The organism is Cellulomonas sp. URHD0024 (assembly GCF_000426185.1).
GTDB lineage: Bacteria > Actinomycetota > Actinomycetes > Actinomycetales > Cellulomonadaceae > Cellulomonas.
Genome location: NZ_AUEW01000010.1, coordinates 168,504 through 189,520, shown reverse-complemented (window position 1 = coordinate 189,520; position 21,017 = coordinate 168,504). Strand labels below are relative to the sequence as shown.

The 21,017-nt window shown below is 71.4% G+C and carries 18 protein-coding genes; 13 read left to right on the top strand and 5 right to left on the bottom strand.

Features of this window, described 5'->3' with window-relative positions; all coding sequences use genetic code 11:
- Nucleotide 1: 1 nt before the first annotated feature.
- The 5 genes from I847_RS0112290 to I847_RS0112270 are packed head-to-tail and all read left to right on the top strand — an operon-like array spanning nt 2 to nt 5,502.
- Nucleotides 2-1,246 (top strand): PotD/PotF family extracellular solute-binding protein, encoded by a 1,245-nt coding sequence (locus I847_RS0112290; protein ID WP_081680843.1) that lies wholly within the window; start codon nt 2-4, stop codon nt 1,244-1,246.
- Nucleotides 1,243-2,421, top strand: a complete 1,179-nt coding sequence (locus I847_RS0112285; RefSeq protein WP_034610091.1) for an ABC transporter ATP-binding protein — start codon at nt 1,243-1,245, stop codon at nt 2,419-2,421. The genes I847_RS0112290 and I847_RS0112285 overlap by 4 nt, the downstream gene beginning before the upstream one ends.
- Before the next feature lie 2 nt (nt 2,422-2,423).
- On the top strand, nt 2,424-3,338 hold the full coding sequence (locus I847_RS0112280) for an ABC transporter permease (RefSeq protein ID WP_051274853.1): 915 nt from the start codon (nt 2,424-2,426) through the stop codon (nt 3,336-3,338).
- The gene (locus I847_RS0112275; protein ID WP_081680841.1) at nt 3,335-4,177 is read left to right on the top strand and encodes an ABC transporter permease; all 843 of its coding nucleotides are present in this window, start codon (nt 3,335-3,337) and stop codon (nt 4,175-4,177) included. Before I847_RS0112280 ends, I847_RS0112275 begins: the two co-directional genes overlap by 4 nt.
- Nucleotides 4,178-4,221: 44 nt before the next feature.
- Nucleotides 4,222-5,502, top strand: a complete 1,281-nt coding sequence (locus tag I847_RS0112270; RefSeq protein ID WP_028049926.1) for a saccharopine dehydrogenase family protein — start codon at nt 4,222-4,224, stop codon at nt 5,500-5,502.
- On the opposite strand, the gene I847_RS0112265 is transcribed toward I847_RS0112270, so the two are convergent.
- The 3 genes from I847_RS0112265 to I847_RS0112255 form a co-directional block, all read right to left on the bottom strand.
- Nucleotides 5,499-5,828, bottom strand: coding sequence for a hypothetical protein (locus I847_RS0112265; protein ID WP_028049925.1), 330 nt, complete (start codon nt 5,826-5,828; stop codon nt 5,499-5,501). The two genes, I847_RS0112270 and I847_RS0112265, sit on opposite strands and share 4 nt — an antisense overlap.
- 40 nt (nt 5,829-5,868) lie before the next feature.
- The gene (gene gabT, locus I847_RS0112260) at nt 5,869-7,230 is read right to left on the bottom strand and encodes a 4-aminobutyrate--2-oxoglutarate transaminase (protein ID WP_051274842.1); all 1,362 of its coding nucleotides are present in this window, start codon (nt 7,228-7,230) and stop codon (nt 5,869-5,871) included.
- A gap of 94 nt (nt 7,231-7,324) precedes the next feature.
- Complete coding sequence (locus I847_RS0112255; RefSeq protein ID WP_028049923.1) at nt 7,325-8,032, bottom strand: hypothetical protein; 708 nt, start codon at nt 8,030-8,032, stop codon at nt 7,325-7,327.
- Between the two features lie 286 nt (nt 8,033-8,318).
- Between I847_RS0112255 and I847_RS0112250 the strand changes: the two genes are divergently transcribed.
- The 3 genes from I847_RS0112250 to I847_RS0112240 all read left to right on the top strand — a co-directional run bounded on the left by I847_RS0112250 (nt 8,319) and on the right by I847_RS0112240 (nt 11,852).
- Nucleotides 8,319-9,629, top strand: coding sequence for an RIP metalloprotease (locus I847_RS0112250; RefSeq protein ID WP_028049922.1), 1,311 nt, complete (start codon nt 8,319-8,321; stop codon nt 9,627-9,629).
- Between the two features lie 66 nt (nt 9,630-9,695).
- Nucleotides 9,696-10,856, top strand: coding sequence for a flavodoxin-dependent (E)-4-hydroxy-3-methylbut-2-enyl-diphosphate synthase (gene ispG, locus I847_RS0112245; protein WP_028049921.1), 1,161 nt, complete (start codon nt 9,696-9,698; stop codon nt 10,854-10,856).
- Nucleotides 10,857-10,949: 93 nt separating this feature from the next.
- Complete coding sequence (locus tag I847_RS0112240) at nt 10,950-11,852, top strand: GNAT family N-acetyltransferase (protein ID WP_028049920.1); 903 nt, start codon at nt 10,950-10,952, stop codon at nt 11,850-11,852.
- A 40-nt stretch (nt 11,853-11,892) separates the two neighbouring features.
- Here the strand turns inward: I847_RS0112240 and I847_RS0112235 are convergent, their stop codons facing one another.
- Entirely contained in the window at nt 11,893-12,783 is an 891-nt protein-coding gene (locus I847_RS0112235) for a DNA-formamidopyrimidine glycosylase family protein (protein ID WP_028049919.1), read from the bottom strand.
- Nucleotides 12,784-12,834: 51 nt separating this feature from the next.
- Between I847_RS0112235 and I847_RS0112230 the strand changes: the two genes are divergently transcribed.
- Nucleotides 12,835-14,631, top strand: a complete 1,797-nt coding sequence (locus I847_RS0112230; protein ID WP_028049918.1) for a proline--tRNA ligase — start codon at nt 12,835-12,837, stop codon at nt 14,629-14,631.
- Nucleotides 14,632-14,752: 121 nt separating this feature from the next.
- Here I847_RS0112230 and I847_RS25700 read toward each other — a convergent pair whose 3' ends face one another.
- Complete coding sequence (locus I847_RS25700; RefSeq protein ID WP_028049917.1) at nt 14,753-15,796, bottom strand: DUF4439 domain-containing protein; 1,044 nt, start codon at nt 15,794-15,796, stop codon at nt 14,753-14,755.
- A gap of 132 nt (nt 15,797-15,928) precedes the next feature.
- Between I847_RS25700 and rimP the strand changes: the two genes are divergently transcribed.
- The 4 genes from rimP (at nt 15,929) to infB (ending at nt 20,947) form a co-directional block, all read left to right on the top strand.
- The gene (gene rimP, locus I847_RS0112220; RefSeq protein ID WP_028049916.1) at nt 15,929-16,510 is read left to right on the top strand and encodes a ribosome maturation factor RimP; all 582 of its coding nucleotides are present in this window, start codon (nt 15,929-15,931) and stop codon (nt 16,508-16,510) included.
- 1 nt (nt 16,511) lies between these two features.
- Nucleotides 16,512-17,540, top strand: a complete 1,029-nt coding sequence (nusA, locus tag I847_RS23500; RefSeq protein WP_034610089.1) for a transcription termination factor NusA — start codon at nt 16,512-16,514, stop codon at nt 17,538-17,540.
- A gap of 179 nt (nt 17,541-17,719) precedes the next feature.
- Entirely contained in the window at nt 17,720-17,956 is a 237-nt protein-coding gene (locus I847_RS23495) for a DUF448 domain-containing protein (protein ID WP_369751728.1), read from the top strand.
- 135 nt (nt 17,957-18,091) lie between these two features.
- The gene (gene infB / locus I847_RS0112205) at nt 18,092-20,947 is read left to right on the top strand and encodes a translation initiation factor IF-2 (RefSeq protein ID WP_028049915.1); all 2,856 of its coding nucleotides are present in this window, start codon (nt 18,092-18,094) and stop codon (nt 20,945-20,947) included.
- Nucleotides 20,948-21,017: the final 70 nt, after the last annotated feature.

The window sequence follows — 21,017 nt, the reverse complement described above, 5'->3', positions numbered from 1 at the left end:
CATGACCGCCTTGCGTCGTCGACCTGTACCGACCGACCCGCGCGTCCGGGCTCTGATCGCGCACGCCACGCGCCGCAGTCGCGAGCGTTCGACCGACCTGTCGCGGCGGTCGTTCCTGCTCGGCGCAGCCGGCACCGCCGGAGCCGCGGCGCTGCTCGCGGCGTGCGGCACCGGTCCGACCGCGGCGCCCTCGGCGGCGGCGAAGGACAACTCGTCGAGCGACAAGCTCGTGCGGTGGGCCAACTGGACGCAGTACCTCGACCAGAACGACGACGGCACCGAGTACCCGACGCTCGAGGCGTTCGAGGCGAAGACCGGCATCAGGGTGACCTACGCCGAGGACATCGAGGACAACGACACCTTCTACGGCAAGGTGAACGGACAGCTGAAGAACGGCCAGGACATCGGCTACGACATCGTCACCCTCACCGACTGGATGGCCGCGCGGATGATCCGCCTCGGGTACACCCAGGCGCTCGACAAGGCAGCGATGCCCAACTCCACGAACATCCTGGAGAACCTCGTCAACGTCGACTTCGACCCGGGGCGCAAGCACTCGCTGACGTGGCAGTCGGGGTTCGCCGGGCTCGCCTGGGACAAGTCGAAGGTCCCGGGTGGCCTGCACTCGGTCGAGGACCTGTGGAAGTCGGAGCTGGCCGGGCGGGTGGAGGTGCTCTCCGAGATGCGCGACACCATGGGCCTGATCATGCTCAGCCAGGGCGTCGACCCGTCGGGTGACTGGACCGACGACGACTTCTACGCCTCGCTGGACATCCTGCGGGAGAAGATCGGCTCGGGACACATCCGCAAGGTGCTGGGCAACTCGTACACGCAGGACCTGTCGTCGGGCGACGCGATCGCGGTCATCGGCTGGTCGGGAGACATCACGTCGCTGAACTACGAGTCCGACGACCGGTTCGAGTTCGCGATCCCCGACGCCGGCGGCACGCTCTGGAGCGACAACATGATGGTGCCGATCGGCTCGCCCGCCCGCTCCAACGCCGAGAAGCTCATGGACTACTACTACGACCCCGAGGTGGCGGCGCAGGTCGCGGCGTGGGTCAACTACATCACCCCGGTCCAGGGTGCGAAGGAGGCGATGGACGCGATCGACCCGGACCTCGCCGAGAACCCGATGATCTTCCCGACGCCCGAGATCCTGTCCAACGTCAGCGTGTTTCGCACGCTCGAGCCGGACGAGGAAGAGCGTTACAACGGCGAGTTCCTCACCGTCATCGGCGCATGACGAGCACCGCCGACGGCGCGACCGCACTCGTCGAGGACGCGACCGACACGGGCGCTGCCCTGGAGATCAGGCGGGTCAGCAAGGTGTTCGGCGACTTCGTCGCGGTCGACGACCTGAGCCTGACCGTGCCGTCGGGCTCGTTCTTCGCGCTGCTCGGCCCGTCGGGCTGCGGCAAGACGACGACCCTGCGCATGGTCGCCGGTCTGGAGCAGCCCACCTCCGGCACGATCGCGATCGGCGGCCGCGACCTCACCGGGACCCGCGCGCACCAGCGGCCGGTCAACACGGTCTTCCAGAGCTACGCGCTCTTCCCGCACCTGAGCGTCGGGGAGAACGTCGCGTTCGGGCTGCGCCGGCAGGGCAAGAGCGAGATCGCCCGTCGCGTGGCAGAGGGCCTCGACCTGGTCGAGCTCGCACATCTCGCCGACCGAAGGCCGGCGCAGCTCTCGGGCGGCCAGCAGCAGCGGGTCGCCCTGGCCCGCGCCCTGGTCAACCGGCCGTCCGTGCTCCTCCTCGACGAACCGCTCGGGGCCCTCGACCTCAAGCTCCGCCGCCAGATGCAGCTCGAGCTCAAGCGCATCCAGACCGAGGTCGGCCTGACGTTCATCCACGTCACGCACGACCAGGAAGAGGCCATGACGATGGCCGACACGGTCGCCGTCATGAACCACGGGCGCATCGAGCAGATGGGCACGCCCGCCGAGCTGTACGAGCTCCCACGGACGGCGTTCGTCGCCAACTTCCTGGGCCAGTCGAACCTGGTCCCCGGCACTGTGGTCGAGCGCACGAGGACCGGCCTGCTGGCGGTCGACGTCGCCGGGACACGGATCCTGGTGCCCGAGGGCCGGTCGGTGCGGTCCAGCGGGGACGTCCTGGTCGGTGTCCGTCCGGAGAAGCTGCGCCTGCTCGTCGGCGAGCAGGAACCGTCGTCGACCGAGAACCTGCTGGGCCCGGGGACCGTCACGGACGTGTCGTTCACGGGCGTCAGCACGCAGTACCAGGTCGAGGTCCCGGGACTCGGCACGTTCGGGGTGTTCGCGCAGAACCTGCTGGGCGGCTCGATGGTCGAGCCCGGTGCGCAGGTGCGCCTGGCCTGGTCCGCCGACTTCACGTTCGCGCTGGACGGCGCGGACGCTCCCGACGAGGGCACCCTCGACCTGGACGACGAGCCGTGAGCATCGCCTCGGTGCTCGACGAGGGCGTCTCGACCGGTCCGGTCGCGCCCGCACGCCGCAGGCGTTCCCGTTCGCACTGGATCCTGGTCGGTCCGGGGCTCGTCTACCTGATCCTGCTCTTCGTCGTCCCCGTCGGGGCGCTCCTGGCGACGTCCTTGTACGTCCCCGTCCCGGGCGGCGACATCGGCCAGTACCAGCCCGCGCTGCACTGGCAGAACTACGTCCACGCCCTGTCGCAGTTCTGGCCCGTCATGCTCCGGTCGTTCTGGTTCGCGCTCGTGGCCACGGTGGCCGCGCTCGTCATCGGGTACCCCATGGCCTACGCGATCGCCGTCCGAGCGCGCGGTCGCACGCTCTTGCAAGGAATGCTGCTCGTTCTTGTCGTCGCGCCGTTCTTCACCAGCTTCATCCTGCGGACGATTGCGTGGAAGCAGATCCTCGCCGACGACTCGCTCGTCGTCAGCATCCTGCACTGGCTCAACCTGCTCCCGGAGGACGCCCGGCTGACGGCGACCCCGTTCGCGGTCGTCTGCGGCCTGACGTACAACTTCCTGCCGTTCATGGTCCTGCCCATCTTCGCCGGGCTGGAGCGCCTCGACGCCCGGATGCTCGAGGCCGGCGCGGACCTGTACGCGGCGCCGATCACCACGTTCCGCACGGTGACGTGGCCGCTCTCGCTGCCCGGCGTCGTCGCGGGCACGCTTCTGGTGTTCATCCCGGCCGTCGGTGACTACGTGAACGCCACGCTGCTCGGCAACAACACGAACACGACGATGATCGGGCAGGTCATCGACGCCCGGTTCTTCAAGGTCCTCGACTACCCGACGGCCGCGGCGCTGTCCGTCGTCCTCATGGCGGCCATCATGCTGCTGGTAACCGTGTACATCCGGCGCGCCGGAACCGAGGAGCTCCTGTGAGCGTCGACCTCCGCACGGCGCCTTCCAGAGAGCCCAGGCCCGCACGACGACGCCTCGGCGACGCGATCGTGCCGACCTTCGCGGCCCTGGGATTCCTGTTCCTCCTGGTCCCGGTCGCCTACACGGTCGTGTTCTCGTTCAACGACGCGGGCAAGACGAACCTCGTCTGGCGCGGCTTCACGCTGGACAACTGGCGCAACCCGTGCGGCGCGCCCCAGGTGTGCGAGGCGTTCGGGCACTCGCTGCAGGTCGGGCTGCTGTCCACCGTGATCGCCACGGCGCTCGGCACGCTGCTGGCCATCGGGCTCGTGCGGTTCCAGTTCCGCGGGCGGTCGGCCGCCAACCTGCTCATCTTCCTGCCCATGTCCACTCCCGAGGTGGTGCTCGGCGCGGCGCTCCTGGCGCAGTTCCTGTCCGTGCGGGTGCCGCTGGGCTTCAACACCGTCGTCGCCTCCCACGTGCTGTTCTGCGTCAGCTTCGTCGTCGTCACGGCGAAGGCTCGCGTCTCCAGCCTCGACCCGGCGATCGAGGAGGCGGCCGCGGATCTGTACGCCTCCCCGCTGCAGGCCTTCTGGCGGGTCACGTTCCCGCTTCTGCTGCCCGGGATCGCAGCCGCGGCGCTGCTCGCCTTCAGCCTGAGCTTCGACGACTTCATCGTCACCAACTTCACGTCGGGCGCTTACCAGACGTTCCCCAAGTTCGTGTACATCTCGGCGACCCGTGGCATCCCGCCGCAGGCCAACGTCATCAGCTCGTTCATGTTCGTGCTGGCCCTCGCGATCGTCGTGATCGTCCAGCTGCTCGGTCATGCCCGGAGCACACGCCTCCGAGCACGGTGAACGGTGAACGGGTGCGACGTCGCACCCGATGAGAGGTGGACCTCGTGCGGATCCTGGTCGTCGGTAGCGGAGGGGTCGGTGACGCGGTCGCCCGGATCGCGGCCCGGCGGACGTTCTTCGAGCGCCTCGTCGTCGCGGACGTGGATCTGGGCCGTGCGCAGCGGACGGTCGACGCAGCGAGCGCTCAGGACGTCGTCGGGGGCCGGTTCGCCGCGGCCGTCGTCGACGCGTCGAGTCCCGAAGCGGTCGAGGCGCTCGTGCGTGAGCACCACGCCACCCACGTGCTGAACGCGGTGGACCCGCGGTTCGTCATGTCGATCTTCGACGGGGTGCGCGCCGCCGGTGCCGACTACCTCGACATGGCCATGTCGCTGTCCCACCCCCACCAGGACCGCCCGTACGAGCTGACCGGCGTGAAGCTCGGGGACGAGCAGTTCGCGACCGCCGACGACTGGGCCTCGGCGGGCCGCCTGGCACTCGTCGGCATCGGCGTGGAGCCCGGCCTGTCCGACGTCTTCGCGCGGTACGCGGCGGACCACCTCTTCGACTCGATCGACGAGCTCGGGGTGCGCGACGGCGCCAACCTCGTCGTGCTCGGCGACGACGGCGAGCCGATGTTCGCGCCCTCGTTCTCGATCTGGACGACGATCGAGGAGTGCCTCAACCCGCCGGTCATCTGGTCCGCCGACCGAGCCGAGGCGGGAGCGGGTCTCGAGGACGGCTGGTTCACGACCGCACCGTTCCACGAGCCGGAGGTGTTCCGGTTCCCCGACCCGATCGGCGAGGTGGAGTGCGTGCACGTGGAGCACGAGGAGGTCCTCCTCATGCCCCGCTGGGTCGACGCTCGCAAGGTCACGTTCAAGTACGGCCTGGGCGAGGAGTTCATCGGGGTGCTGCGCACGCTGCACACGCTCGGTCTCGACAGCACCGTTCCGGTTCTGGTGCGGGGCGTGCCGGTCAGTCCGCGTGACGTGGTTGCCGCGTCCCTGCCGGAGCCCGCGACGATCGGTCCGCGGATGACCGGGTCCACCTGCGCCGGGCTGCTCGTCACCGGCACCGGCAAGGACGGCGACCCGCGCGAGGTCTACCTGCACCACATCGTCGACAACGCCTGGTCGATGGCCGAGTACGGCGCGCAGTGCGTCGTCTGGCAGACGGCCGTCAACCCGGTCGTCGCTCTCGAGCTCCTGGCCGCGGGGGTGTGGTCCGGGTCGGGCGTGCTCGGCCCTGAGGCGTTCGACGCCGTGCCGTTCCTGGAGCTGCTGGCAGCGCCGACGCCCGCCGGGTACGGGTCGCCCTGGGGACTCGACGAGCGCACGCCTTAGGTCGGACGTCGGTACACCGAGACGTGGGAGGGCGAGTCGGCCGTGAACGGCGAGCCCGACCAGTCGGCGTCCCGACGCTCCAGCTCGAGGCCTGCGAGCTGCGCCATCAGGTCCAGCTCCGCGGGCCAGATGTACCGGTGAGGGCTGCGGAACACGGTGGCCTGCGTGCTGTCGTCGAACCTCACGTGGTGCGACACCACCTGCTGGTCCAGCACGTCATACGTGTCGATGAGCAGGTAGCCCGCCTCGAGGACCTCTGGTGCGAACATGCCGGTGCCCGGTGTGTCGTAGCGCTCCGCCGTCGCGGCGTCCCAGATCCGAGTCATCGTCGCGACGATGACAGCGCTCCGGCGGGCCGTCCACCGATTACAGAGCCTGAAGCGCGCCCTCCAGCACGGTGAGGGCGTCGTCGAGGAGCGCGTCGCCGATGACCAGGGGCGGCAGCAGGCGCAGCACGTTGCCCCAGGTGCCGCAGGTCAGCACCAGCACGCCTTGCGCGGCGCACGCCGCGGCCACCCTCTGCGCGGCCGCCTTGTCGGGGTCGAGCGTTCCGGGCACGACGAGCTCGATGGCGAGCATGGCGCCGCGCCCGCGGGTCTGGGCGACCGCACCGACGTCGGCGAGGCTCGCGGTCAGGCGGGGGACCACCCGGGCCTCGATGGCCTGCGCCGCTCCAACCAGGTCCGTGCGCTCGTACAGGTCGATGCTCGCGAGGGCGGCGGCGCACGCCACCGGGTTCCCGCCGAACGTTCCGCCGAGACCGCCTGCGTGCACCGCGTCCAGCAGCTCGGCCCGACCCGTCACCGCGCCGAGCGGCAGGCCGCCGGCGATGCCCTTGGCGAGCGCGATGAGGTCTGGCACGACGCCCTCGTGCTCGCACGCGAACATGGCACCCGTACGCGCGAAGCCGGTCTGCACCTCGTCGGCGACGAAGACGATCCCCTTCTCCTTCGCCCACGCCGCCAGCGTCGCCAGGAAGCCGGGTGCCGGCACGACGAAGCCGCCCTCGCCGAGGATCGGCTCGACGACGATCGCGGCCACCTGGTCGGCGCCGACCTGCCGCTCGGCTACGTCGATCGCGCGGCGCGCGGCCTGCTCGCCGGTCATCCCCTCCGGGTCGCGCAACGGGTAGGACGCCGGCACGCGGTACACCTCGCCGGCGAACGGTCCGAAGCCCGTCTTGTAGGGCATGGCGCGGGCGGTCATCGCCATCGTGAGGTTGGTCCGGCCGTGGTACGCGTGGTCGAGCACGATCAGGGCGTCGCGACCGGTCGCGCGGCGCGCGATCTTCACGGCGTTCTCGACGGCCTCGGCGCCGGAGTTCACCAGGACCGAACGCTTCTCGTGGTCGCCGGGGGTGAGCCGTGCCAGCGCCTCGCAGACCGCCACGTACTCCTCGTAGGGGCTGATCATGAAGCACGTGTGCGTGAAGTCGAGCGCCTGGGCGGCCACCGCTGCGGCCACCTCGGGCGCGCTGGCTCCGACCGACGTGACGGCGATCCCGGCGCCGAGGTCCACGAAGACGTTGCCGTCCACGTCCTCGATCACGGCGCCGGACGCGCGCGCGACGTAGACGGGGAGCGTCGAGGAGACGCCGCCGGCCACCGCCGCGGCACGGCGCGCGCCGAGGGCGACAGAGCGCGGACCCGGGATCGTCGTCCGCAGGGAGCGGCGTTGCTCGAGAGCGGGCAGGGCAGACGACGGGCTGGCAAGAGAATCGGTAGCCATGCACGGACGCTAGTGCCGATGTCGGGGCCGGGAAAGGGCTGCGACGACGAAAACCGCACCTCGATGCCCCTCCCGCACCTCGCGACCGGCCGTGCTACGTCGCGAGGACGACCTTCGACGTCGCGATCGCGCTGTCCATCACGACCCGAGTCAGGACGGCGAGGTCGAACTGTCCACCGGTCGACTCGAAGAGACCCTGCACGGCCAACCCGTAGACGACCGGCCACTGCTGCGGGTCGGGCGCGAACCGCACGACGTGCGGCAGCATCGGCTCCCACACGGCGAGGTACTGGACGGGCAGGTAGGGCGCGGCGGTCCCCGGTGCGTAGCGCGGCCGTCCGAACTCCGGGCCGCCGACGGTGCTCGTCCCGTGCGCGAACAGCTCACCCAGATCGGGCAGGACGGCGCCCTTGCTCTGCGCGTACCCCGCGACGAGCGACCACACCGAGAACTGGCTCTCGGCGAGCGGCCGGTTGATCGCCGGACCCATGAGGTAGGTCTGCCCGTCCTTGCTCCCCACCTGCATGACGGTCAGGCCGGCGTACTCCGGTCGTCGGTTCTGCACGCCGTCCGTCGCGGCCAGCTGACACGCCCGTCCGGCGAGGGCACCGAGCGCGGTCGCGACGGCCTCGATCTGGACGCCACGCTCGTCCTTGAGCGCCGCGAGCACCCGCTGCAGGGTCTCGCGCCCCGCGATCCGCGCGCCGACCATCGGGTCGAGCGGCCCGCTCGGTCCCGGAGCTGGCCCGCCGGTCGGCATCGGCCCCGCCTGGCCTGGCTTGCCGGCCTCGTCGTCGGACACGCCATTGCGTCCGAAAAGTCCCACGTCGTCGCTCCCGTCGCTCCGTGCTCCCCGCGCGGGGCGGCGTGCGGGATGCTAGTGCGAAGCGTGTCGTGCCGGTGCATCGCCCTGGCGCCACAGGGTGAAGTCGCGGGGCGGTCCGGGAAGGACGCGTGCACTCCGTTCTGCGGCCGTCCGGGTGAGCCCAGCGCGGGTCCAGCAAGTTCCCAGGGTTGCGGGAGACTATGGGCCGGCGGGGCTCAGGGTCCACGCTCGGTGGGGCGCTGTCCCGTGACGGAGGTTCTCGATGGAGTACGTGGTTGGCCTGCTGATCTTCGTCGTCGTGCTGCTCGGATCGATCGCGCTGCACGAGGTCGGACACATGGTGCCCGCGAAGCGCTTCGGCGTGCGGGTGAGCCACTACATGGTCGGCTTCGGCCCCACGCTGTGGTCCCGCGTCAAGGGCGAGACCGAGTACGGGTTCAAGGCGATCCCGCTCGGCGGCTTCGTCCGGCTGGTCGGGATGTACCCACCCGCGGAGGCGGTCGGCAACCCCCAGGCCCGGACCTGGGTGGGACGGCTGGCGCGGGACGCCAGGCTCGCCAGCGCCGAGGAGATCCACGAGGGCGAGGACCACCGCGCGTTCTACCGGCTGTCGACGCCGAAGAAGCTGGTCGTCATGCTCGGCGGGCCCGTCATGAACCTCGTGATCGCCTTCGTGCTGATGGCGATCGTGTTCGTCGGGATCGGTCTGCCCGGCCCGACGACCACGCTCAAGTCCGTCAGCGCCTGCGTGATCCCCGTCAGTGCGCCCGCAACCCGGGAGTGCACCTCGACCGACGACGTCGCGCCCGGCGCTGCCGCGGGTCTGCTGCCTGGCGACACCATCACCTCCTACAACGGCACCGCCGTCGACTCGTGGGAGGACCTCTCGAAGCTCATCCGAGCGACCGGCGACGAGGCGGTACCCGTGACCGTTGAACGGGACGGCACGAGCGTCGACCTCACGGTGACGCCGGTCGTGGCCGAACGACCCGTCTACGACGCGCACGCCAACGCGGTGCTCAACGCGGACGGCACCCCGAAGACCTCGTCCGTCGGGTTCATCGGCATCGGGCCCAAGGAGGAGACCCAGCGCGAGTCGATCTGGCGGATACCGGGCCGGGTCGCGACGATGACCGGCGAGACGGCTGCGGTCGTCGCGACGTTCCCGCAGAAGGTCGGCGACCTCTGGAGCTCGACCGTGCACGACACCCCGCGGGACACCAGCAGCGTCGTCGGGGTGGTCGGCGTCGGTCGGTTCGCCGGCGAGATCGCCTCGGAGCACGACATCGACTGGGGGCTCAAGCTCGCCGGCCTGCTCCTGATGCTCGCCAGCCTGAACATCGCCCTGTTCGTCTTCAACCTCATCCCGCTGCCGCCGCTCGACGGCGGGCACGTGGCAGCCTCCCTCTGGGAGGGCGGTCGTCGACAGGTGGCCCGGCTCCGTGGCCGGCCCCGCCCGGGCCCCTTCGACAGCGCGAAGCTGGTGCCGCTCGCGTACAGCGTCTTCGTCCTGTTCGGGGCTGTGGGTCTGCTCCTGATCTACGCGGACCTCGTCAACCCGGTGCAGATCTGACGGTGATGTCGTGCACGCCACTGCCACAAAGAAGGCACGCGGCGACGTGGGTGCGATGATGGCGGCGTGAGCATCCCGATCAGCCTCGGCATGCCGGAGGCGCCCGTCCCCGTGCTGGCGCCGCGGCGTCCCACCCGAAAGATCCGTGTCGGCAAGGTCGAGGTGGGCGGCGACGCGCCGGTGAGCGTGCAGTCCATGTGCACGACGCCGACCACCGACATCAACGCGACCCTGCAGCAGATCGCCGCGCTGACCGCGGCGGGCTGCGACATCGTGCGCGTGGCCGTCCCGACGCAGGACGACGCCGACGCGCTGCCGGCGATCGCCCGCAAGTCGCAGATCCCCGTGATCGCGGACATCCACTTCCAGCCGAAGTACGTGTTCGCAGCGATCGAGGCCGGCTGTGCGGCCGTCCGGGTCAACCCGGGCAACATCCGCAAGTTCGACGACCAGGTCAAGGAGATCGCCCGCACCGCCACGGACGCCGGCGTCTCGATCCGCATCGGCGTGAACGCCGGGTCGCTCGACCCGCGCCTGCTCGCCAAGTACGGCAAGGCCACCCCCGAGGCGCTCGTCGAGTCGGCCGTCTGGGAGGCGTCGCTCTTCGAGGAGCACGGCTTCCGCGACTTCAAGATCTCCGTCAAGCACAACGACCCGGTCGTGATGGTGCGCGCGTACGAGCTGCTCTCCGAGCGGGGCGACTGGCCGCTGCACCTCGGCGTGACCGAGGCCGGGCCTGCGTTCCAGGGCACGATCAAGTCCGCGACCGCGTTCGGTGCCCTGCTGAGCAAGGGCATCGGCGACACCATCCGCGTCTCGCTGTCCGCGCCTCCGGTCGAAGAGGTCAAGGTCGGCATCCAGATCCTGCAGTCGCTGAACCTGCGTCCCCGCAAGCTCGAGATCGTGTCCTGCCCGTCGTGCGGTCGCGCCCAGGTGGACGTCTACACGCTGGCGGAGCGCGTGACGGCTGGCCTCGAGGGGTTGGAGGTCCCGCTCCGCGTCGCCGTCATGGGCTGCGTCGTCAACGGACCCGGGGAGGCCCGCGAGGCCGATCTCGGCGTCGCCTCGGGCAACGGCAAGGGGCAGATCTTCGTGCGCGGCGAGGTCATCAAGACCGTGCCCGAGGCGCTCATCGTCGAGACCCTCATCGAGGAGGCCATGCGGCTCGCCGAGTCGATGGACCCGGTCGAGGCCGGCGCGGGCGCCCCCGTCGTCACGGTGGGCTGACCGGGCGAATCCGCTCGGGGACCCACCGGGAATTCATCACATCGACGCGCCGTAGATAGGGTGAATCGGTCCGAGGTGGTGCAAGATCGCCTCATGGTGCAACGCCGCGCTGCTCTGCTCGACAACCGGGCTGGAGGTCGGGTCCTCTCGGACGTCGACCTCGAGAGCGCGCTGGCCGTCTGCGCACGTGATGCGGTCGGTTCCGTGCTCGCCACCGCCCGGTTGGAGCAGGCCGTCGGTCGCGGTCTGCGTGCGGCAGGTGGCAGCCTCTGGGGGTACGAGCAGGACGACGAGCTGGTCGCCATCTGCTTCGCGGGCGCGAACATGGTTCCTGTGGTCCCCGTTGACGACCCACGCACGCTCTCTCGGGCACTCGACGCGTTCGCGGGGATCGCCCGCCTGCAGGGTCGTCGCTGCTCGTCCATCGTGGGTCCCGCCGACGCGACCCTCGGGATGTGGAGCCGCCTGCGGCAGTTCTGGCCCGCGGCGCGCGAGGTCCGCGAAGACCAGCCGTCGATGGTGATCGAGCATGCCGCCCTGGTGACCGCCGACCCGAGGGTGCGCCGGTCGAACCCGGAGGAGTTCGACATCGTCCTGCCGGCCTGCGTCCAGATGTTCACCGAAGAGGTCGGCTACTCGCCCGTCAGTGGCCCGGGCGGCCCCTACGAGACGCGCGTCCGCAACCTGATCGCCCAGGGCCGGTCGTTCGTGCGGGTCGACACGTCCTCGCCGCGGTCGAGGAGGGACGTCGTGTTCAAGGCCGAGCTCGGCGCGGTCGCCGGCGGCGTCGCGCAGGTCCAGGGGGTCTGGGTCGCGCCCGACCGCCGCGGGGAGCGGCTCTCCGAGGCGGGCATGGCCGCCGTCGTGCAGGCGACTCGCGCCGAGGTCGTCCCGGTGGTCTCGCTGTACGTCAACAGCTACAACGCTCGGGCGCTCGCGGCCTACCGTGCCGTGGGCTTCCGCCAGGTCGGCACCTACGCGACCGTCCTGTTCTGACCGGCCGACCCCGCTGAGCCGGACGCCTGCCTCTGCCGCCTCAGCGCAGCAGGCGTGACATCCGTCGGTCGGCGAGCGGCTTCCCGCCGGTCTGACAGGTGGGGCAGTACTGCAGCGCGGAGTCGGCGAACGACACCTCGTGCACCGTGTCGCCGCAGGGCACCCCGTCCCAGCCCGGGCACGGTTCGCCCGTGCGTCCGTGCACGCGCATCCCTTGTCGCTTCGCGTCCTTGAGCTCGGCCGCCGGCTTGCCCGACGCCGCCCGCACCGCCTCGGTGAGGACGTCGTGGATCGCGCTGTAGAGCGTGGCGGTCCTGGTGGCGTCGAACGACTTCGTCATCGCGAAGGGGCTCATCCGGGCGACCAGCAGGATCTCGTCCGAGTACGCGTTGCCGATCCCCGCGATGGTGCCTTGGTCGCGCAGCAGTCCCTTGACCTGCTGGTTGCGGGCGGCGAGCAGCTCGTGCAGGCGTTCCGTCGTGAACTCCTCCGAGAGGGGCTCGACGCCCAACGTCGCGATCATCGGGACGTCCTGCGGGTCCTCGACGACGTGCACCGCGAGCCGCTTGCGCGTGCCCGCCTCGGTCAGGTCGAAGCCGGCGCCGTCGTCGAACCGCACGCGGAGCGCGATGGGTGACTTGCCCGGTCGGACCGGCCGGTCGGAGAGCTGCTCGGACCAGCGGACCCACCCCGCACGCGACAGGTGCCACACCAGGTGCAGCGGCTCGCCCGTCGGCGTCGCCACCATGAGGTCGAGCCACTTCCCGTGGCGCTGGACGTCGACGACGACCCCGCCCTTGAGCGCGTCCGGCGGCGGGCGGAACGTCTTGAGCGCGCTGATCGCGCCGATCTCGACCGACGTCACGACGTGGTCGACCGCCCGCCCGCGCAGGAACTGCGCGAGCGCCTCGACCTCGGGCAGCTCCGGCACGCACCCATGCTCCCGTAAATCTGCTCGGCGCGAGCAACTAGGCTCGCGGTCATGCTTCTGCGCCTTTCCACGCTCTTCTTCCGCACACTGCGCGAGGACCCCGTCGACGCCGAGGTCGCGAGCCACCGGCTCCTGGTGCGCGCCGGCTACATCCGTCGAGCTGCCCCGGGCATCTACACCTGGCTCCCGCTGGGCCTTCGGGTGCTTGCCAAGGTCGAGGCGGTGGTCCGTGAGGAGATGAACGCCGCGGGCGCGCAGGAGGTGCACTTCCCGGCGCTGCTGCCGCGGGAGCCCTACGAGGCGACCGGCCGCTGGACCGAGTACGGCCCGAACATCTTCCGCCTCAAGGACCGCAAGGGCGGTGACTACCTGCTCGCGCCCACGCACGAGGAGCTCTTCACGCTGCTGGTCAAGGACCTGTACTCGTCGTACAAGGACCTGCCCCTGACGCTCTTCCAGATCCAGACGAAGTACCGCGACGAGGCCCGTCCGCGCGCTGGGCTGATCCGCGGGCGCGAGTTCATCATGAAGGACGCCTACTCCTTCGACGTCGACGACGAGGGGCTCGAAGCCTCCTACCAGGCGCAGCGCGTGGCCTACCAGCGGATCTTCGAGCGCCTCGGGCTCGAGTACGTGATCGTGGCGGCGACCTCGGGCGCCATGGGCGGCTCCCGGTCGGAGGAGTTCCTGACGCCGACGGCGATCGGGGAGGACACGTTCGTCCGGTCCGCCGGCGGCTACGCGGCGAACGTGGAAGCCGTCACGACGGTGGTCCCGGACGCCGTCCCGTTCGACGACGCCCCCGCGTCCCACGTCGAGGACACCCCGGACACTCCGACCATCGACTCGCTGGTCGCCCTCGCGAACGAGCGCTTCGCACGGCCCGACCGGGCCTGGACGGCGGCCGACACCCTCAAGAACGTGGTGCTCGCGCTCGTGCACCCGACCGGTGAGCGCGAGCTGCTCGTCGTCGGTCTGCCGGGCGACCGCGAGGTGGACCTGAAGCGCCTCGAGGCGGCCGTGTCGCCGGCCGAGGTCGAGGCCGCGGGCGACGCCGACTTCGCCGCGCGCCCCGAGCTGGTCCGGGGGTACATCGGCCCCGCCGCGATCGGTCCGAACGTCCCCGTCGCCGAGGGGGCGGAGCGCACCGCCGTGCGGTACGTGCTCGACCCGCGCGTCGTTCCCGGCACCCGGTGGATCACGGGGGCGAACGAGCCGGGCCGGCACGTGTTCGACCTCGTCGCGGGCCGCGACTTCACCGCCGACGGGACGGTCGAGGCCGCGGAGGTGCGTGCCGGTGACCTCGCGCCCGACGGTTCGGGACCGCTGGAGCTGGCTCGCGGCATCGAGATCGGCCACATCTTCGCGCTCGGTCGCAAGTACGCCCAGGCGCTGGGCCTGACCGTGCTGGACCAGAACGGCAAGTCGCAGGTGGTCACGATGGGCTCCTACGGCATCGGTGTGACCCGCGTGCTCGCCGCGCTGGCCGAGGCCAACAACGACGAGCGTGGTCTCGCGTGGCCCGCGCACGTCGCCCCCGCGCACGTGACTGTCGTGGCCACCGGCAAGGACCCGGCGGTCTTCGAGGCGGCCGAGGTGCTGGCCACCGAGCTCTCGTCGCGCGGCGTCGAGGTCATCTACGACGACCGCCCGGGTCGCGTCTCGCCCGGCGTGAAGTTCGCCGACGCCGAGCTGCTGGGTGTGCCGCTGGTCGTCGTCGTCGGGCGCGGGCTCGCCGAGGGTGTCGTGGAGGTCCGTCCGCGCACCGGTGGCACGACCGAGCAGGTCGCGGTCGACCAGGCCGCCGACCACGTGGCAGCCCTCGTCGCCACCCTGCTCACCGCCTGACCCGACGCAACGTCCGCGTTCGTGTGGCCCCTGGCACCCACGAACGCGGACGTCCCGCTGACCCACCCCCAAACGTCCGCACTCGTGGGGCCTAGGGCACCCACGAGTGCGGACGTCTGGTTCAGGTGGTGGGCTTCTGGACCTGTTCGGGGAGGCCCGGGAACGGGACCGGGGTAGCGCCCCAGGTTGCGGCGGCGGTCGTCGCGGCGCGCAGGCCCGAGATCAGCGGCACGCGCTCACCCGCCGGAGCGGTGGCCACGGCATGGGCATAGGCGTCCGCGACCGCGGACTCCAGCGTGCGGCCGAGGGCGACGGCGACGCTGGGATCGTCGAGCCCGGCCGGCAGCGCGTAGGAGGCCCGGCGTGGATCCCGCGGCGTGCCGTCGCTGCCCGACGCACGAGCCCATCGCTCGCTCTCGGAGCGGTTGGACGACGCGGCCGCCCGGGCGGTCGCGCGCTGGTCGCCGGACAGCTTCGCGGCGATCACCTCGAAGCCGAATCCGGCCTGGTCGTGCGCGAGCGCGAGCGCGTCGAGGGAGGACGCAGGCAGGGCGACGCTCGGGCTCGGCGCGGGTGTCGCGGGCTCGGTCGCGGTGGGAGCGGGGGTGGCATCCTCGTCCGCAGGCTCGACCGCCGGTGCGGGCAGTCCGGCGGCCTTCGCGAGCCGGGCGGTGAGCTCGGCGCGTGAGGTGGCGATCGACGCCACGAGCCGGGCGAGCGTGCCGTCCTCGACCGCATCGGCATCGGTCAGCGAGGTCGTGGTCGCGGCCGCCAGGTCGGCCAGGAACGTCGGCACGTCGGGTACCACCGCAGCCGTCGACGGCGACGTGGTCGGCGTCGGCAGCCCGGAGACGTAGGTGCCGCCCGCCTGCTCGGCGTGCTGGTCGGAGAACGATGCGACGTCGGCCAGGACGCGCGCGACCGGCTCGGCGGCGGTCGCGGACAGCGCGCGTGCGTCTGCGGCCAGCGCCTGGGCGTCGGCGACCGTTCGGCCGCGTACCTGCTCGATCGCGTCGGGGCTCGGCTCGACCGGCGGCGGTGTCTCGGTCCGCAGACCGCAACCCGCCAGGAGCGCGAGAGCGAGGAGTGTGGCGAGCGCGACACCGACCCGGCCGGCGCGCGAGGCGACATCCGGGTACTGGTGCGGGTGCGAGGGGGGATGCATCGCCGGTGATCCTGCCATGCGCTGCTGCGGCGGCGGTCGGGCACGCCCGGACTCGTTACGCTGGACCCCACAACATCACAGGGTCGATCCGTTGCCTCGGCACTGACCCGCTGGAGCCGACAGGAGGCTGACATGGCCGCGCCAGAGCACCCAGCACACGCCGAGCGGGTCCGGCAGGTCGTCGTGCCGGCCGTCGAGTCGGTGGGTCTGCTGCTGGAGGACGTCGTGGTGCGACGCGCCGCAGGTCGGTCGGTCGTCGAGGTCGTGATCGACGTGACCGAGGACGACGACGGCGGCCTGGACCTGGACCGCATCGCCGAGGCGACGCACGCCGTCTCCGACGCGTTGGACGCGGCGGACACGATCACCGGCGAGTACACGCTCGAGGTGATGAGCCCCGGGGTGTCCCGCCCGCTGACCGAGCGCCGGCACTTCACGCACGCCGTGGGTCACACCGTGATCGTGAAGAGGCACGACGACGAGCCCGTGAGCGGGCGGCTGACGGCCGTCGAGCGGACGGGGTCGGACGACGGCACCATCGTCGTCGTGCCGGTGACCCCTGGCCTCAAGGGTCGCAAGCCGGTGGTGGGGGAGCCCGTGCGGATCCCCTTGTCCGAGGTGCGCGCCGCGCACGTCGAGGTTGACCTGACAGGTGTCGGGCCCGTGGACGACGACGAGGCCGGCAGCGACGCCGACGCCGGACAGGAGAGCTGAGATGGACATCGACATGCAGACGCTGAGGATGCTCGAGCGCGAGCGGGAGATCAGCCTCGACGTGCTCGTCTCGGCGATCGAGCAGGCGCTCCTCTCGGCGTACCACCGCACGCCGGGCGCGCACACGCGGGCCCGCGTCGAGGTGGACCGCAAGAGTGGCCACGTGACCGTCTGGGCGCGCGAGGAGCCTCCGGCGCAGGAGGACGACGCACCCACCTACGCACCGCACGACGAGCCGGAGTTCGACCACACCCCCGACGGGTTCGGACGCATCGCGACCGCGACGGCGCGGCAGGTCATCGTGCAGCGCCTCCGCGACGCCGAGGACGACCAGGTGCTGGGCGCGTTCCGTGGCAAGGAGGGTGAGGTGCTCGGCGGCGTCATCCAGCAGGGACGCGATCCGCGCACCGTGCTCATCGACGTGGGCGGCACCGAGGCCGTCCTGCCGGCCCACGAGCAGGTGCCGGGGGAGGAGTACGTGCACGGCGACCGCATCCGCGGCTATGTGCTCGAGGTCGCCCGCGGTCCGCGCGGCCCGCAGGTCACGCTGTCCCGCACACACCCGAACCTGGTGCGCAAGCTGTTCGAGCTGGAGGTCCCCGAGGTGGCCGACGGGACCGTCGAGATCACCGCGATGGCGCGCGAGGCCGGTCACCGCACCAAGATGGCCGTCCGCGCGACCGTCGCCGGCGTGAACGCCAAGGGTGCATGCATCGGCCCGATGGGCGGCCGCGTCCGGGCCGTCATGGCCGAGCTGCACGGCGAGAAGATCGACATCGTCGACCACGCCGACGACCCGGCCGAGATGATCGCGCACGCGCTGTCGCCCGCCCGGGTCCTGTCGGTGACGGTCGTGGACCCCGAGGCGCGTGCCGCCCGGGTCGTCGTGCCGGACTACCAGCTGTCGCTGGCGATCGGCAAGGAGGGCCAGAACGCCCGGCTCGCCGCCAAGCTGACCGGCTGGCGCATCGACATCCGCTCCGACGCGGAGGTGCCCGGCGACCTGCAGGGCGCGAGTGCCGGTGAATGACGTCACGATTGACGCATCCAGTGGCACGGCGCGGTAGACTCACTGCGGCTGGGCCGGATGTCCGGCTCCTCCCGTCGAGCCGGCGGACCCCACAGACAGCGAAAGCGGTCTCTGGCATGGGTCCGGTCCGGACGTGCGTGGGGTGCCGAGCCACTGGCCCGAGGTCAGCCCTGCTGAGGGTGGTCGTCGCCACGGATGCCGCGGGAGTTCCCGCGCTGACCGTGGACGTCGGTCGCCGGATGCCGGGCAGGGGGGCGTGGCTGCACCCCGATCCTGGATGCCTCGACACCGCCGAACGCCGACGTGCACTCGGGCGGGCACTGCGCAACGCGGGCCTGCTCGATGTGAGCGCCGTGCGCAGGTACGTCGAGGAGAAGCAGGATGAGAGCGGCACCGGGCAGATCCCGGCGTCGTAGGCCGATCGTCGATGAGGGAAGCGGGTCTGGAAGCCGATGGCTACCCGATGAGCACGCACCGATGAGTACCCAGCGATGAGTACCCAGAACTAACGACGGTCCGACCCTGTCCGGGCGGACCGAGACAGGAGAGATGTGGCCAAGGTCCGCGTCTACGAGCTCGCGAAAGAGCTCGGGGTCGACAGCAAGACCATCATGACCAAGCTGAACGATCTCGGTGAGTTCGTCCGGTCGGCATCGTCGACCATCGAACCCCCGGTCGTCCGCAAGCTGCGCGACGAGTACCCCGCAGGTGCGGGAACGTCCGCGCCGGCAGCAGCAGCACCCAAGGCACCCGCGCGTCCTGCGCCGGCGCCCGCCCCCGCACCCGCCGCCCCCGTCGTCGAGGCACCGCGTCCGGCCGCAGCAGCGCCGGTTGCCGTGGCTCCGGCTGCTCCCGCCCCGTCGCGTCCGGCTCCGGCCGCCGCGTCGGCACCCGCCGCAGCCCCCGCGCCCGCCGCAGCTCCTGCTGCCGCGTCGTCGACGAGTCCCGCGGTCCGTCCCGGACCGCGTCAGGCGCCCGCGCCTGCCGCGCGCCCCGGCAACAACCCCTTCGCACCCTCGCAGGGCATGCCCCGCCAGGGCGAGCGCCCGCGCGAGAACCGTCCCGGCGGTCCGCGTCCCGGCAACAACCCGTTCGCGCCCTCGCAGGGCATGCCGCGTCCGGGCGACCGCGACCGACGTCCCGCTCCGGCCGACGGCGCGGCTCCCGCTGCGTCGGCAGGCGAGCGTCCCGGTGGCCCCCGTCCCGGTGGTCCCCGTCCCGGCGGTCCGCGCCCCAACCCGGGCATGATGCCGGGCCGCACGGCCAGCGGTGTCGGCCGTCCCGGGGAGCGTCCGGCCGGTCCCGGTGGCGGTCGCGCAGGCGGCGGTCCGGGCGGTGCCCGTGGTGGCTACGCCGGTCGTCCCGGCGGCGCACCCGGTGGCGCGCCCGGCGGTGCCCCCGGCGGCGGTGGCGGCTTCGCCGGTCGTCCCGGTGGCGGCGGCGGTCGTCCCGGTGGTGCCGGTCGCGGCAGCACGCAGGGTGCCTTCGGCCGTGCGGGCGGTCGTCCCGTCCGCGGCCGCAAGTCGAAGCGTGCGAAGCGTCAAGAGTTCGAGCAGATGCAGGCGCCGTCGCTCGGCGGCGTCCAGGTCCCCCGCGGCAACGGCAAGACCGTCGTCCGCCTCCGCCACGGCTCGTCGCTGAACGACTTCGCCGACAAGATCGACGCCAACCCGGCGGCTCTGGTCACGGTGCTGTTCCACCTCGGTGAGATGGCCACGGCGACGCAGTCGCTCGACGAGGACACGTTCGGCACGCTCGCGGTCGAGCTCGGCTACGTCATCGAGATGGTGTCGGCCGAGGAGGAGGACCGCGAGCTGCTCGGGGCCTTCGACATCGACCTGGATGCCGAGCTCGAGGCGGAGGGCGACGACGACCTGACGGCGCGCCCGCCGGTCGTCACCGTCATGGGCCACGTCGACCACGGAAAGACCAAGCTCCTCGACGCCATCCGCCAGACGGACGTCGTCGCGGGCGAGGCCGGCGGGATCACGCAGCACATCGGTGCCTACCAGGTGCACACCACGCACGAGGGCATCGACCGTGCCGTCACGTTCATCGACACCCCGGGTCACGAGGCGTTCACCGCCATGCGTGCCCGTGGTGCGCAGGTGACCGACATCGCGATCCTCGTGGTCGCGGCCGACGACGGCGTGATGCCGCAGACCATCGAGGCGCTCAACCACGCCCAGGCGGCCGGCGTGCCGATCGTGGTCGCGGTCAACAAGGTGGACAAGGAGGGGGCCAACCCCGACAAGATCCGCCAGCAGCTCACCGAGTACAACCTGGTGGCCGAGGAGTACGGCGGCGACACGATGTTCGTCGACGTCTCCGCGAAGCAGAACGTCGGCATCGACCAGCTCCTCGAGGCGGTCCTCCTCACGGCGGACGCCGCTCTCGACCTGCGGGCCAACGCCGACAAGGACGCTCGTGGCGTTGCCATCGAGGCGAACCTCGACAAGGGCCGCGGTGCCGTCGCGACGGTGCTCGTCCAGTCGGGCACGCTCGAGGTGGGCGACTCGATCGTCGCCGGCACGGCCTACGGCCGCGTCCGCGCGATGTTCGACGAGCACGGCGAGCCGGTCCTCGTGGCCGGGCCGTCGCGTCCGGTCCAGGTGCTCGGTCTGACCTCGGTGCCCCGCGCCGGCGACACGTTCATCGTGGCTCCGGACGACCGCACCGCGCGCCAGATCGGCGAGAAGCGCGAGGCGGCCGAGCGTGCCGCCCTCCTGGCCAAGCGTCGCAAGCGCATCAGCCTCGAGGACTTCACGCAGGCGCTCCAGCAGGGCAAGGTCGAGACCCTCAACCTGGTCCTCAAGGGCGACGTCTCGGGTGCCGTCGAGGCCCTCGAGGACGCGCTGCTCAAGATCGACGTCGGCGACGAGGTCGATCTGCGGGTCATCCACCGCGGTGTCGGTGCGATCACGCAGAACGACGTCAACCTGGCGACCGTCGACTCGGCGATCATCATCGGGTTCAACGTCAAGTACGCGGAGCGTGTCGAGGAGCTGGCCGACCGTGAGGGCGTCGACGTGCGCTTCTACTCGGTCATCTACCAGGCGATCGACGACGTCGAGGCGGCCCTCAAGGGCATGCTCAAGCCGGAGTACGAGGAGGTGCAGCTCGGTTCCGCCGAGGTGCGCGAGGTCTTCCGGTCGTCGAAGTTCGGCAACATCGCCGGCTCGATCGTCCGGTCGGGCCTCATCCGACGGAACACGAAGGCGCGTGTCACGCGTGGCGGCAAGGTCATCGGGGACAACCTGACGATCGAGTCGCTCAAGCGGTTCAAGGACGACGCCACGGAGGTCCGCGAGGGCTTCGAGTGCGGTATCGGCCTCGGGTCGTTCAACGACGTCGAGATCGGCGACACCATCGAGACCTGGGAGATGCGCGAGAAGCCGCGCGCCTGACCCCAGTCTGATCACGAACCGCAGGGCGGGCGAGAGACCTCGCCCGCCCTGCGGTCTCTCACCTAGACAG

Bases quoted from the DNA above. Each gene is read 5' to 3' on its own strand.
- I847_RS0112290 (WP_081680843.1), top strand. From the start codon at position 2: ATGACCGCCTTGCGTCGTCGACCTGTACCGACCGACCCGCGCGTCCGG.
- I847_RS0112285 (WP_034610091.1), top strand. From the start codon at position 1,243: ATGACGAGCACCGCCGACGGCGCGACCGCACTCGTCGAGGACGCGACC.
- I847_RS0112265 (WP_028049925.1), bottom strand. From the start codon at position 5,828: ATGACTCGGATCTGGGACGCCGCGACGGCGGAGCGCTACGACACACCG.
- gabT (WP_051274842.1), bottom strand. From the start codon at position 7,230: ATGGCTACCGATTCTCTTGCCAGCCCGTCGTCTGCCCTGCCCGCTCTC.
- I847_RS0112250 (WP_028049922.1), top strand. From the start codon at position 8,319: ATGGAGTACGTGGTTGGCCTGCTGATCTTCGTCGTCGTGCTGCTCGGA.
- I847_RS0112240 (WP_028049920.1), top strand. From the start codon at position 10,950: ATGGTGCAACGCCGCGCTGCTCTGCTCGACAACCGGGCTGGAGGTCGG.
- I847_RS0112230 (WP_028049918.1), top strand. From the start codon at position 12,835: ATGCTTCTGCGCCTTTCCACGCTCTTCTTCCGCACACTGCGCGAGGAC.
- I847_RS25700 (WP_028049917.1), bottom strand. From the start codon at position 15,796: ATGCATCCCCCCTCGCACCCGCACCAGTACCCGGATGTCGCCTCGCGC.
- rimP (WP_028049916.1), top strand. From the start codon at position 15,929: ATGGCCGCGCCAGAGCACCCAGCACACGCCGAGCGGGTCCGGCAGGTC.
- nusA (WP_034610089.1), top strand. From the start codon at position 16,512: ATGGACATCGACATGCAGACGCTGAGGATGCTCGAGCGCGAGCGGGAG.